11 protein-coding genes and 2 pseudogenes are annotated in these 12,269 nt (G+C 61.8%); 7 read left to right on the top strand and 6 right to left on the bottom strand.

Going from position 1 to position 12,269, the window contains the following annotated elements; genetic code table 11:
• The first annotated feature begins 85 nt into the window (after nucleotides 1-85).
• Together PW789_RS10450 and PW789_RS10445 are read left to right on the top strand one after the other, a co-directional pair.
• On the top strand, nucleotides 86-793 hold the full coding sequence (locus PW789_RS10450) for a hypothetical protein (protein WP_299375490.1): 708 nt from the start codon (nucleotides 86-88) through the stop codon (nucleotides 791-793).
• Between the two features lie 413 nt (nucleotides 794-1,206).
• Nucleotides 1,207-2,232: an NADP-dependent oxidoreductase gene (locus tag PW789_RS10445; protein ID WP_299375487.1), complete on the top strand. Its 1,026-nt coding sequence runs from the start codon at nucleotides 1,207-1,209 to the stop codon at nucleotides 2,230-2,232.
• A gap of 24 nt (nucleotides 2,233-2,256) precedes the next feature.
• On the opposite strand, the gene PW789_RS10440 is transcribed toward PW789_RS10445, so the two are convergent.
• On the bottom strand, nucleotides 2,257-2,502 hold the full coding sequence (locus PW789_RS10440) for a MarC family protein (protein ID WP_299375775.1): 246 nt from the start codon (nucleotides 2,500-2,502) through the stop codon (nucleotides 2,257-2,259).
• Between the two features lie 115 nt (nucleotides 2,503-2,617).
• Nucleotides 2,618-2,944 (bottom strand): annotated as a pseudogene (locus PW789_RS10435) (MarC family protein); the annotation flags it as partial.
• On the opposite strand from PW789_RS10435, the gene PW789_RS10430 reads away from it, so the two are divergent.
• Entirely contained in the window at nucleotides 2,937-3,719 is a 783-nt protein-coding gene (locus PW789_RS10430; RefSeq protein ID WP_299375483.1) for an FmdE family protein, read from the top strand. The pseudogene PW789_RS10435 and the gene PW789_RS10430 sit on opposite strands and share 8 nt — an antisense overlap.
• Before the next feature lie 217 nt (nucleotides 3,720-3,936).
• Here PW789_RS10430 and PW789_RS10425 read toward each other — a convergent pair whose 3' ends face one another.
• Entirely contained in the window at nucleotides 3,937-4,308 is a 372-nt protein-coding gene (locus PW789_RS10425; protein WP_299375480.1) for a hypothetical protein, read from the bottom strand.
• Nucleotides 4,309-4,538: 230 nt separating this feature from the next.
• Between PW789_RS10425 and PW789_RS10420 the strand changes: the two genes are divergently transcribed.
• Entirely contained in the window at nucleotides 4,539-5,606 is a 1,068-nt protein-coding gene (locus PW789_RS10420) for a glycoside hydrolase family 43 protein (protein ID WP_299375477.1), read from the top strand.
• Nucleotides 5,607-5,705: 99 nt separating this feature from the next.
• Here PW789_RS10420 and PW789_RS10415 read toward each other — a convergent pair whose 3' ends face one another.
• A complete protein-coding gene (locus tag PW789_RS10415) occupies nucleotides 5,706-6,815 on the bottom strand; it encodes a Gfo/Idh/MocA family oxidoreductase (RefSeq protein ID WP_299375473.1) in 1,110 nt (369 codons plus the stop codon).
• Between the two features lie 169 nt (nucleotides 6,816-6,984).
• Between PW789_RS10415 and PW789_RS10410 the strand changes: the two genes are divergently transcribed.
• The gene (locus tag PW789_RS10410; RefSeq protein ID WP_299375470.1) at nucleotides 6,985-7,698 is read left to right on the top strand and encodes a DUF899 family protein; all 714 of its coding nucleotides are present in this window, start codon (nucleotides 6,985-6,987) and stop codon (nucleotides 7,696-7,698) included.
• A gap of 334 nt (nucleotides 7,699-8,032) precedes the next feature.
• On the opposite strand, the gene PW789_RS10405 is transcribed toward PW789_RS10410, so the two are convergent.
• Nucleotides 8,033-9,247, bottom strand: coding sequence for an alpha/beta fold hydrolase (locus PW789_RS10405; protein WP_299375467.1), 1,215 nt, complete (start codon nucleotides 9,245-9,247; stop codon nucleotides 8,033-8,035).
• 174 nt (nucleotides 9,248-9,421) lie between these two features.
• Here PW789_RS10405 and PW789_RS10400 point away from each other — a divergent pair, with 174 nt between their 5' ends.
• Complete coding sequence (locus PW789_RS10400) at nucleotides 9,422-10,069, top strand: TetR/AcrR family transcriptional regulator (protein ID WP_299375464.1); 648 nt, start codon at nucleotides 9,422-9,424, stop codon at nucleotides 10,067-10,069.
• A gap of 192 nt (nucleotides 10,070-10,261) precedes the next feature.
• On the opposite strand, the gene PW789_RS10395 is transcribed toward PW789_RS10400, so the two are convergent.
• Nucleotides 10,262-10,609 (bottom strand): hypothetical protein, encoded by a 348-nt coding sequence (locus tag PW789_RS10395; protein WP_299375461.1) that lies wholly within the window; start codon nucleotides 10,607-10,609, stop codon nucleotides 10,262-10,264.
• A gap of 384 nt (nucleotides 10,610-10,993) precedes the next feature.
• On the opposite strand from PW789_RS10395, the pseudogene PW789_RS20095 reads away from it, so the two are divergent.
• Nucleotides 10,994-11,815, top strand: a pseudogene (locus PW789_RS20095) (phosphatase PAP2 family protein); the annotation flags it as partial.
• Nucleotides 11,816-12,269: the final 454 nt, after the last annotated feature.

Below are 12,269 nucleotides of genomic sequence, written 5' to 3'. Positions count from 1 at the left end.
TTCCCATCACCCACCGCCGGCTCAGGGATGCACCACACAACTCCCGTACCGGCCCACTCACTTGCACCCGCAGAGCCTTTCTCAAGTGACTCGCACATCCGTTCTACTGCAGAGCATCACTCTGTCCCTTGCAGCCCTCATGGGGCTGCCTTCCGCCGCTGCTCCGCGGGCGCCCAGGGTCCACACGGTCGTCCTCGGAGCACCGCGGCGCGTCTCCTTCACCCAACCCGACGCCACCCTCGAAGCCAGGACCGACGAGACCTCCACCATCCGCGTCCGGCCCCTCATCGTCGACGACCGCGTCCGCGACTGGACCACCGGCGACTCCCACGACATCACCGACCGCACCTTCGCCATCCGGCGCGCCCTGCGCATCAACGACGCTCTCCCCGCCGATACCGCGCCGCGCTGGATCTGGCAGCCCGGCCCCTGGATCACCGTCGACCGCGCCACCGGCCACATCACACCGCTCCACCTGCCCGACTTCGACCCCCTCGTCTCCGACGCCGTCTGGTTCCGCGACTACGCCGCCTACTGCGGCACCTCCTTCACCAGCAAGGGAGGCAGCCTCAACGTCATCGTCGCCCAGCTCGGCGCACGCCGCCCCGTCGTGCAGAAGACCATCGGCCGCTGGCCCGAGCCCAACCACTTCCTCCCCGTCTGCCAGCCCGCCCACTGGCAGCGCCAGCCGCTCACCGTCACCATCCAGCCCACCGGAGGCCAGCCCGCCACCTACGACGTCATCGGCACCACCTCGCTCCTCGAAGAGGGCGACAACGACGACGGCAACTGAAACTGGCTCCAGCGACATCAGGAATCGAGCCGCCGCACGAAACCATACAGAAACGTCGAGGAGCAGCCGCCGTGAATGCGTAGGAATTGCCTCCGTGAACATTGCATGACACGGATCGTCGAAACTCAGGAAGACATCGACGACTCAGGAAGGCATCGAAGGCTCAGAAAGGCATCGAAGGCTCAGGAGACATCGAAGGCTGAACCATCGCCCCCAAAAAGTTGTCATTCCGACCGCAGCGCGCAGCGCGAAGTGGAGGAACCTGCTTTTCGACCACGGCGCCATCCCTTCTCCGCACGAGCACCCACAACACCCCACGACACCCCACGCACCACGCACCTGTACCCCGCATCACATCCTCTGCAACCATGTCGGTGTAGCATCGACACAACTTACCTCGGAGACGATGCGCCATGAAGGTTATGCGTCTGGCAGACACGCAGCTGGTCGAAGCCACAGTCCCGCAACCCCAGCCCGGCCCCGGTCAGTTCCTGATCCGCGTCTCCGCTGCCGGAGTCATCCGCACTGAACTCGAGTGGTATCCCACCACCCGCACCAAATCCGGCGCTACCCGCACCGGCGCCATCCCCGCGCACGAGTTCTCCGGCGTCATCGCCGCACTCGGCGAAGGCGCCTCCGGCCTCGTCGTCGGTCAGCCCGTCTTCGGCATGAACGACTGGTTCGAAGACGGAGCTCTGGCCGAGTACATCCTCGCCCGCGGCACCGCCATCGCTCCCGCACCGCTCACGCTCTCGCCCACCGAGGCGGCCACCGTACCCATCTCCGCGCTCACCGCCTGGCAGGGCCTCTTCGATCGCGGCCATCTCCACCCCGGCGACCGCGTCCTCATCCACGGCGCCGCCGGCGGCGTCGGCCTCTTCGCCGTACAGATCGCGCACATGCACGGCGCCCACGTCATCGCCACCGCCGCTCCGCGCAACTTCGACTTCCTGCGCAGGCTCGGCGCCGCAGAACTCATCGACTCGCGCGGCGAGACTCCCTTCGAGGAGCTCGTCACCAGCCCCGTCGACATCGTCTTCGACACCATCGGCGGCGACAACCTCGTCCGCTCGCTTCCCCTCATCAAGCCCGGACGCTTCGCCATCACCATCACCTCCGACCACGAGGACTCCACCGACCCGCGCATCAAGGAATCCTTCTTCATCGTCGAGCCCAACCACCGCCAGCTGATGGAGATCGCCGCCATGATCGACACAGCCAAACTCAAGACCTACGTCGACGCCGTCGTTCCGCTCGCCGACGTCCAACGAGGCCTACACCGGATCGCCCGCCAACCGCCTCGGCCACGGCAAGCTCGTCGTCGCCGTCGATCCCAACCTGCGCTGAACAGGCACACGAAAGCAGTCACGCAAAAAAGAAGAGGAGGCTGCGTGGGCAGCCTCCTCTTTCTATTCATCCCGCCTAACATTTCTACTTAACCCGCTTCGCAGCGCTGACGCACATCATCCATGCGTCTGCAGCACCGTCTTCAGCAGAGCCTCCAGCCCGTTCCACGCAATCTGCACGCCGATGCACAGCAGGATGAACGCAATCACGCGCAGAATCCCATGCACGGTCGTGGGAGAGATCCTCGCCGCAATCTGCGGCGCATAGCCGTAGCACAGGTACACCAGCGCACTCAGCACCAGCACCGCGATCATCAGCCCCACGCGCGCCAGCAGCGTATCCGTCAGGCTCGTGCCCTCCATCGTGTGCGCGCTCAGCGTCAGCATGACGACCAGGCTTCCCGGCCCCGCCGTAATCAGGAAACATCAGCGGATAAAACGTGCTCGACTCGAAGCTCTTGGTCGACATCGCCTGCGAGCCCGCCTCCGCAACCGCGCTCTTCGACGAGTCGTTATCGCCGGTCTGGTTCAGCACCCCCCAGCCAATCGCCGCCACCACAATGCCGCCCGCCAGCTGCACAATCGGCAGCGAAATCCCGAAGAACGACAGCAGATACGACCCGATCAGCTCAATCACCGCCAGGAACAGCACCATGTTGATAGCGATCTGCCGCGCCAGCGACTTGTACACCTCCTTGGGCTGAATCCCCACCAGCCCAAGAAACACCAGCGCCGACCCCAGCGGATTGATCAGCGGCAGCAGCGCACTGAATCCCAGCGCAAAGTGCCTCCAGACAATGCCCACAACAACCTCCACGACAACCGCTTCAACGCGCGCGGCTCCTCAACAATATCGCACCACGCCCTGCAAAAACTTCGAACTCATCGCCCATGCCGTTGCCACCATGTATCTTCTTGCGCTGCCACTCCCAACCCGAGCCATCTATCATCGACACATGGAGCCCTTCGACGACCTCCTTCACCAGGCAGAGATCGCCCACGGCCATCTCTGCGCCGGGCAGATCCTCGGCGTACGCCTCGCCATGCTCGGCTGCAGCCGCCTCAACATCGCCGAGCCGCGCACCACCGACCGCAAGCGTCTCGTCACCTTCATCGAGATCGATCGCTGCGCCACCGACGCCATCGCCGTCGTCACCGGATGCCGTCTCGGCAAGCGCGCCATCAAGTTTCGTGACTGGGGCAAGATGGCCGCCACCTTCGTCGACCTCAAAGAGCAGATCGCCACCGAAGGCGACACCCCCATCTACAAAGGCATCCGCATCGCCGCCCTCGAAAGCTCCAAGCAGCGCGCCCGCGAGCTCTACCCCCACATCGATAACAAGAACCAGCAGCAGATGCTCGCCTACCGCGAGATGCCCGACGCCGACCTCTTCAGCGAACAGTGGGTGCAGGTCCCGCTACACCCGCGCGAGATGCCCGGCTACAAGTCCCAGCGCATCACCTGCGCCCAATGCGGCGAGGGCATCAACTACGACCGCCACATCACCGCCACCGGCGGCACCATCCTCTGCCAGTCCTGCGCCGCTCCCGAGCAGAGCTACTACCGCCCGCTCGACTAACAACACCCCTGTCATTCACTCGACCAGCAACACCCCTGCTCATTCACTCGACCAGCAACACCCTGTCATTCCGAGAGAGCGCAGCGAACCGAGGAACCCCCGCATTTCGCCCGCAGCGCCACAACAGATCGGGTGCCCCATTCATGACGCAGCCTCATCGCGGCATGAGTGGGAATGAACCAAACCCGAATCGTCTCTCAACGCACAGCGAAGATCGCTACTGCGCCCGCTCAGCCTTCCACGGCGCGTGACGCCCATTGATGCCATATAACCCCGACATCAGGCCGCCCTCAATCTGACCGCGAAACGTCAGCACCTCACGCGTGTCCGTGCTGAACTCCACATGATTGCCGTTCACCCAGCCCTGCAGCTTGCCCGACTGGTGCGGCCCCTTGAACTTCCCGCTCAGGATGTTTCCGTTCTGCGTAATCTGCACCGTCTTCAGCGAGCTGCCCTGCTTCTCAATATTGTCCGCATAGATCGTCCACGTACCCGCAATGTTCGCCGGTGGCTGATTCTCCTGCGCCTTCACCCGCATGCCCGGCAGCATCATCGCTCCCATGCACAGCACCAAAGCCAATTGCTTCATTCGTGCCTCCACTCGTCGCCCGGGGCATCGTCTCGATAGCCTCCAGCGGCGTCTCCATTGTTTTCATGCAGCCAGCTTAGGCGAATCCTCTCCCCGAAGCCATACACATCTCCGCATAGCCGCCTCGCGTCCACATATGGCGGCAACCCTACGCCAGCGTCGCCCTCAGGCCCATACAATCCCAGCAGGCGGCCTCCACGCTGCCCACTCCTCAAACGACTGGACGCGCCGTGACCCGAACCCTCCGCACTGCCGCACTTGCCCTCACTGCCTCGCTCGCCTTCGCCGCCACCGGCTACTCCCAGGCCACCGCCAATCTCTCGAAAGAAGGCTGGTACGCCGACCCCGAGATCCGCATCTTCGACCACCAGTACTGGATCTACCCCACCTCCTCCAGCCCCGACTCCGACAACGCCGGCAAATCATTCAACCCGCTGCAGACCAAACTCCGCGAAGGCCACGTCATCCACCCCGTCTACCTTCTGCACACCTCCATGGACGCTTTCTCCTCGCCCGACCTCGTCCACTGGACCAGGCACAAGGATGTCCTCGACGTGAAGAACGTCAGCTGGGCCGCCTACGCCATCTGGGCGCCCACCGCGATCCATCTCAACGGCAAGTACTATCTCCTCTTCGCCGCCAACGACATTCAGAAGAAGGACACCTTCCCCGGCGGCATCGGCGTCGCCGTCAGCGACTCGCCCGGCGGCCCCTTCGTCGACGCCATCGGCAAGCCCCTCATCGGCCAGTTCCACGAGGGCGCCCAGCCCATCGACCCCTTCATCATGCAGGACACCGACGGCAGCATCTACCTCTACTACGGCGGCCAGGGCCACTGCGTCGTCGCCCGCCTCGCCCCCGATCTCAAGTCCGTCATCCCCATGAAGGACGGCAGCATGTACAGGGAGATCACCCCCGAGCACTACGTCGAAGGCCCCTTCGTCATCAAGCGCAACGGCGTCTACTACTTCATGTGGTCCGAGGGCAGCTGGGAGAACGAGACCTACGGCGTCGCCTACGCGAAGAGCACCAGCCCCACCGGCCCCTTCACCCGCATCGGCAAGATCCTCTCCACCGACCCCGCACTCGCCAAGGGCCCCGGCCACCACTCCGTCGTGCAGATCCCCAACACCGACGACTGGTACATCGTCTATCACTACCACCCCATCGGCACCACCGGAGCCAACCAGCGCGTCATGGCCATCGACCGCATGACCTTCGACAAGGACGGCAACATCAACCCCATCAAAATCACCAAGGATGGCCCCGGCCCCAGGCCGCTGCCGAAAAAGCCGTAGACCTTCCCTCGCCCTGAAATGAAACCGCCTTTAAGCTGAAGGCTTTCCATAGCAATCGCAGCACCGCCGCAATCCTCAATTCATGCCGCGCTGAAGTCTCTACTGCGGCAAAGCCTTCAGCATCACGGTGCGTCCCGTCGCCGCGGACGTACGCGCGGCATCCAGAATCTGCATCACCACAACATTCGTATCCAGCGCCGAGAGATCGCCCGCGTCCTTCGCCTCGCCATGCAGCACCGCCGCAAGATATCCCAACGAACTCGCCTCGCTCGCCGGCAGCGCGGGGGCCTCGGACGTCTGTTCCGTCTTCTCTCCCTTGAAACGCGTACGCATCCCCGCCGGTCCTACCGTGATGGCAAGTCCGCCAGTCCCATACAGCTCCATGTCCTTGCGCGCGAAGCTCCAGTTCCACGACGGCATCAGCACCGCCTGCATCTTCGGATAGTGCAGGATGATCGTCGCATCGTCTTCGACATGCGGATAGAGCTGAGGCTTGTCCGTCTGCGAAACAGCCGTCACACTGATCGGGGCTTCGCCATGCATCAGCACCGTCGCCAGGTCCGCTCCATAGCAACCGAAGTCGAACAGCGCACCCGCACCGTTCCGCACCGGGTCCGTAAGCCACGGCAGCCACTCCGGCCCAACACCAATCTCGGCCGGCCCTTCATGCCCGTCATGCACCACCACCTTGCGGACGTCGCCCAGCTTCTTGTCTTCCGCCAGCTTCAACGCCTCGGCATTCGACGCATACCACGTCGTCTCGTAGTTCACCAGCACATGCACCTTGTACTTGCGTGCAGCGGAGCGAATCGCAAGCGCATCTTCCATCGTCGTGGACAGCGGCTTTTCCACCATCGACGAGACGCCACGCTTCGCCGCCGCCTCGATGACGCGCCGGTGATCCAGAATCGTCGTATACACCAGCACAGCATCGGGATGAGTGGCCACAAGCGTCTCATCCAGATCCGTATGGAAGAGCGAGTGGTCCAGCGAATACTCCTTCTCATACTTCGCCGCAAGAGCCTTGTCCGGCTCCACGATGGCAACCAGCTTGGCATCGCTGCTCTTCGGCAGTTCGTGCAGAAAACCCTTCACATGGCCATGGACCAGTCCCACGATCACGACGCGAACCGGCTTCGACTCCGCATGCAGACTCACTGACGCAGCAGCCACAAAAAACAGCAAGGCAATCTGGCGTATCAATTTCAAGGGAATTCCTCTCGGTTGAGATCATAGACCAACGAGCCCGTCTCTCTCGCCCGTCCGCTCGTCACAATCCCTCGCCAAAGGGACAACCCCCGCCATCCGCACTCATCCAAAAATCTGGGCTGCCTGAAAAATCGCGAACGCCGAAATCTGAAATCTGAAGGAGCCACGAATGCCCCTCACCCCCGCAACCGAACTCGCCGCAAAGAACACCACCCACCAGCCCAACGAATCCCCCGAGTACCGCGCCGCGCGCAACGCCCTCCTCACCGAAGAGATCGAGCTGCGCCGCAAAGCCGAACGTGTCGCCGAGCTGCGCCGCGCCCTTCCGCCCGGCGGCGGCATCCCCGAGGACTTCGCCTTCGAAGGCGCCAACGGCGCCACACGCCTCTCCCAGCTCTTCGGCGACAAAGACACCCTCATCGTCTACAGCATGATGTTCGGCCCCCAGCGCGATCGCCCCTGCCCCATGTGTACCGCCCTGGTCGACACCTGGGACACCGCCGCCCGCAACGCTCTCCAGCAGGTCGCCATGGCCGTCACCGCGCGCTCATCGCTCCAACGCCTCAAGGACTTCCAGAAGGAACGCGGCTGGCGCTTCCTCCCCCTCCTCTCCGACCCCAGCGGCAACTACACCCGCACCTACGTCTCCGCCGAAGACGCCGACATGCCCGCCATGCACGTCTTCACCCGCCGCGACGGCACCATCCGCCACTTCTGGGCCGCCGAGATGAGTTTCGACATGGCCGACCCCGGTCAGGACCCGCGCGGCCACCTCGACCCCGACCCCCTCTGGCACATCCTCGACCTCACCCCGCGCGGCCGACCTGCCGACTGGTACCCAAAACTCGACTACACCGCCCCTCCACTCACCACCATCCGCTGAAAACAGACAGGCGCAAGATGTGGCGAAGCTGCTACAAAACCCGTCTCGGGTAAGAGTTCAGTGTCACTTCCAACAAGCGACTTCCCGTTACTAATCTCCTCGATGAGTGCATCGACGATTTGGCATCGACGATTTGGCATCAACCCAGAACCATCGAGCCTGTCCGGATTGGCCCTGGGGCATACTGTAGATTCCTGGACCGCTATGCTCTCGGCTTCTGGCGGCACGTACCTTCACTGAGCCCCGGCTTAAGAAATTTTCCATGCAGTCTAGATTGCCGACTGCATGGAAAATTCCCGGCATCGCATCCGTCAAGATGCAAATGGGCCATCCGTTATGCCTTATGGCCGTCGCGCAGCTTCAGAGTTTCATCGATCCAGTTGAAGACCACTTCGTCTTTGTAGGCCAGAGCGCCGGATTGACAATGGTTCTCGGCGCCATCTTCGCTGGTAAATTCGAACAGCTTCTTGGGCGATCGTAAGGCGTCATAAACTACCTGTGGTTGGCCTTTGAAGAACATGTCGCCTTCAGCTTCTACTACCAGACACGGGCACTTGATCTGGCCGATAACATCTTTGATCGTGTATTTCTTTGTTTTTGAGATGAAATCGCTGATGCTCGCAGCGCCGAACGACCAGACACCCTGTGTGATGGCCCAGCGGAGGCCCGTATTGTTCTCCATGGCTGCACGGATGATCGTCTCGCCGTCTTCAGTATCCCCGGCCTCGAGAGCGGCCCATGCTTCTTTCGGCATCATGTGTTGAATGGTTTCGTGCAAGTCGTACACGCCGCCAAAGAAAATGGCTGCCCGGAACCGATGCTCAAACGCTACGGCACGGGCCGCGAGATAGCCCCCCAAGCTCATTCCCATCAAGACCAGGTTGTCGCCATCGACATCCGGCCTGCTCAGGGCATAATCCACTGCTGGCGTCACAACGGCTTCCCAGTCATACCGGAACGTAAGCCTCTGCTCGCGCATGGGCATGCCCTGTCCTGGCCCGTCCCACGTCAGGCAGTTGTATCCACGGCGGACGGCAGCGGCGGCTCCGAAATAGAAAAGCTCTTCAAGGCTAGAGTCATAGCCACCGTGAAAAATGAGTGTGGGACGCGGCTCGCCGGAATCATCCACCTTGTAGAAGTATCCCGGAAGCGTGGTTCCTTCATAGGGAATCTCGACCGGCTCCCAGGTTGGCCCAGTAAGCTTGGCTGCCTCGGAATATGCCTTCTGCGAAGCCCTCGCCATCGATAGGATGCGCGGGTCTTCCGGATCGCCATGCAGATAAAACTCGCCCGTCCTGAAGTAGGTGGAGGCGCGGAGATATGCTTCGCGGGCACTTTTCAAATGCCCTGCAGCCAGGCTGGTGTCAGCCCGCGACAAGATACGTTGGGCCAGCGTGCTCCATTCCTTAGACCAACTCTCGAAGTCACCCTCCTCAATACGTCCCGCAGCTGCCATCATCTCGCCGATGTCCGCGCCTCCGTAGTACGTGAAGCCGAGGTTGCGTATGAATTCGAATGCAAACGATTCATCTTTAAATGCGACTTTCATTTTTTCCTCCAGTGCCGGAGCACCGTTCAATCAGCTAGCCTGTCCCAATAAACGAAGTAGCCTGGCATTAAACTGTACTGTACAGTACAGTCTTATAGATGCTGCGGACTCGATGCAGGGTGCAACGATCCGCACGCAGATAGAAATACCGGCGACAATAGGCGGAGGAGCACCATGCCTACATCGGCCCAGCGGAAACCAACGCTTGAAACAGAAGCTTCGACGAAGCGACAACAGATCCTGAAAGCCGCCGCTCGCACCTTCCTCGCGCAGGGCTATCGAGGCACGAGCATGGAGATAGTCGCGAAGGAGTCTGGCGCAGGCCGGCAGACCGTTTACAACCAATTTGCAAGCAAGAAGGCTCTTTTCGACGCCACCCTGACCCTGCTCTGGGAAAAGATGCCGATCGATCACATCGTCAGCCGGACGGCACCGGAGCGAACTCCAGAGGAGGCGCTGCTCGAAATCGGGAATGCGATTGCAGAGTTCTGGGTCCCTGAAGAAACAGTCGCTTTCCTCCGGATGGTCATCGCCGAAAGCATCCACTTTCCAGAGCTGGCCGAAAGCTTCTTCACCTTCGGTCGGGGTTCGGCTCGACGCTCCGTGATCGAGTACTTCGGCGTGCTCCGCGATACCAAGGCCCTGGAGCTCTCCGATCCGGAGTTAGCGGCAGCTCAATTCATCGGTCTTATCAACGAACCGTTGCTCTCCTCGCGCATCATTGGTGCGGGCAAGTCTCCCTCAAAAGATCGCCGCAAACAAGTCGTCCATGAAGCGATTCAAACGTTTCTTGCACGTTACCGAGCCGTAAGAGACATTTAGTCACGCACTGACATCGATGGAGACGTCAATGTCCTTAGTGCCAACTGTCGACAACAGGGCGATGCACTCATCGAACAATATTGAGCTGACGTCGGCACATGAATCCTCATAAACGCCGTTCTCGTAGCTAAAAAAACAAACGCCGGGCCACGGATTCCCGTGGCCCGGCTCATTCAACCTCGTTCAAGACTCTTACCGGCGATAGTAGCTACCCCGATAGCCGCCTCGATAACCGGGGTGCACCCACACCTGCCGTCCCCGCTGGGGGCCATAATAGCCGCGATAGTACGGTGCTCCATAGTAGCCGCGGTAAACCGGGCCGTAGTAGCCACCCCCGTAGTAGCCTGCGGGATAGCCGTAACCGTAGCCTCGATACGCAGGATAGCGATAGGCAGGATAGCCGCGATACACCGGGTGTCCGATCACCACACCCACGCTCACCTGCGCCTCGGCCTTCTTCGGAGCAGCCAGCAGCAGCGCAGCGCCAAGCATTCCAGCCGTCATCACCTTCGCAACCATCGACGTCAAAGTGGCCCTCATCACAACCTCCGTGCAGTCCCTGCAGGCACCGCACTCACAATGAACCCCCATTCATCCCAAAGGTTTCTGCCGACAAGATCTGTCAAGCGCCGTAATGCACTAACTTATTCATAAACAATCAGATACACTCTGCCGAACAGTTCCCTTTCGCTTGCTATTCTGGTTGTGGGACGAAAGATCGGCACGTTACCCAGACACCCTCTACCTCCGTAACCATTGAAATATCTCCTTCCTTTTGAATACTTTGCGTAAATCCAGCGGGGAGGGCCGTACTAACCCTTGTCCATCGCGAAAGGCAGCCTCAAACCACACCTTCTTCCTGTGTTAGCCTCCGAGAAGAGGGTCAGTTTCGCTCCCCAAAAGCCTGCTACCTCGTAACCTCTTATGGATGCATCGACGAAAAGGGCCAGCCTACCGCTGTTGCTCGCGGCCCTCACCCTGCTGCCCTCTTATTACGGCTTCGCGCAAACCGGCTCCTCCAGCTCACTTCCCGACGCTCCACAGCCGCAGCAAAGCGCCGCGCATCCGAATCCGCTCGATAGCACCGCTGCGGCAAACCATACCTCCGAGTCCAGAGACATCACCCTCACAGGCATGCCCAAGCGCCTGCTCCGCGACCAGGAGGTCATCTGGACCAGCCCGGCAAGGATCCGTCCCAAGGACGCCATCTGGCTCGTTCCCTTCGCCACCGCGACCGGCCTGCTGATCGGCAGCGATCATCACACGATGACGCAGGCGATCGACCTCAACGACGACTCCCGCAAGAAGGCCGACAACTTATCGACCGGAGTTCTCGCCGGCATCGTCGCCATCCCCGCCGCCACCTACTCCTGGAGCCTCATCAACAACGCGCCGCAGGCCCGCGAAACCGGCCTGCTCGCCGCCGAGGCGCTGGCCAACAGCTATGCCGTCAACATCGCCCTCAAGGCCGTCTTCCAGCGCGAACGTCCGCTGACCGACAACGCGCAGGGTAAGTTCTTCAAGGCCGGTTGGAACGATGGCTCCTTCCCCTCCAATCACGCCATCATGGCCTGGTCCACCGCCGCCGTCATCGCCTCCGAGTATCCCGGCTGGCTCAGCAAGACCGCGGTCTACAGCATGGCCAGCGCTGTCAGCGTCAGCCGCGTCCTCGCCGAACAGCACTTCCCCTCCGACGTCCTCGTCGCCAGCGTCTCCGGCTGGCTGATCGGCCGCTACGTCTATAACGCGCACCACAACTATTCGCTGAACCCCTACGACTCGCCGCCGGTACCCGACAACTACGTCGCGCGCAGCACCTCGTCCTCCGCGCTTGGCCCGATGCCGACGCCTCCGCCGCCAGCGCAGTTCGCCCTTCCGCCCGATCCCATCGCGCACCGCCCGCCGCGCCTCTTTGACGGCGATCCCGACACCATCGGCTCGACCAATGTGCCCATGGACAGCTGGATCTATCCCGCGCTCGAACGTCTTGGCTCCCTCGGCCTGATCCCCACGCAGAACGTCTCCATCCGCCCCTGGACGCGGCAGGAGTGCAAGCGTCAGCTCGAACAGGCCGAAGAGCTCGCCGACCGCCTCGTGAACAGCGATCCCGGCCTGGTCGCCGAGGCGCAGCGCCTCATCGCCGACCTCGACCGCGAGCTCTCCAGCGAATCCACCACGACGCAGGAGCTGGCCCTTGAGA

The organism is Edaphobacter sp. (assembly GCF_028283685.1).
Taxonomy (GTDB): domain Bacteria; phylum Acidobacteriota; class Terriglobia; order Terriglobales; family Acidobacteriaceae; genus Edaphobacter.
Note: the sequence above shows the minus strand (reverse complement) of the source record. Positions and strands in the feature narration are given on the sequence as shown.

Coding starts and splice junctions, on each gene's coding strand:
- PW789_RS10445 (WP_299375487.1), top strand. CDS start 1,207: ATGAAGGTTATGCGTCTGGCAGACACGCAGCTGGTCGAAGCCACAGTC.
- PW789_RS10440 (WP_299375775.1), bottom strand. CDS start 2,502: ATGGAGGGCACGAGCCTGACGGATACGCTGCTGGCGCGCGTGGGGCTG.
- PW789_RS10430 (WP_299375483.1), top strand. CDS start 2,937: ATGCCCACAACAACCTCCACGACAACCGCTTCAACGCGCGCGGCTCCT.
- PW789_RS10425 (WP_299375480.1), bottom strand. CDS start 4,308: ATGAAGCAATTGGCTTTGGTGCTGTGCATGGGAGCGATGATGCTGCCG.
- PW789_RS10410 (WP_299375470.1), top strand. CDS start 6,985: ATGCCCCTCACCCCCGCAACCGAACTCGCCGCAAAGAACACCACCCAC.
- PW789_RS10405 (WP_299375467.1), bottom strand. CDS start 9,247: ATGAAAGTCGCATTTAAAGATGAATCGTTTGCATTCGAATTCATACGC.
- PW789_RS10400 (WP_299375464.1), top strand. CDS start 9,422: ATGCCTACATCGGCCCAGCGGAAACCAACGCTTGAAACAGAAGCTTCG.
- PW789_RS10395 (WP_299375461.1), bottom strand. CDS start 10,609: ATGAGGGCCACTTTGACGTCGATGGTTGCGAAGGTGATGACGGCTGGA.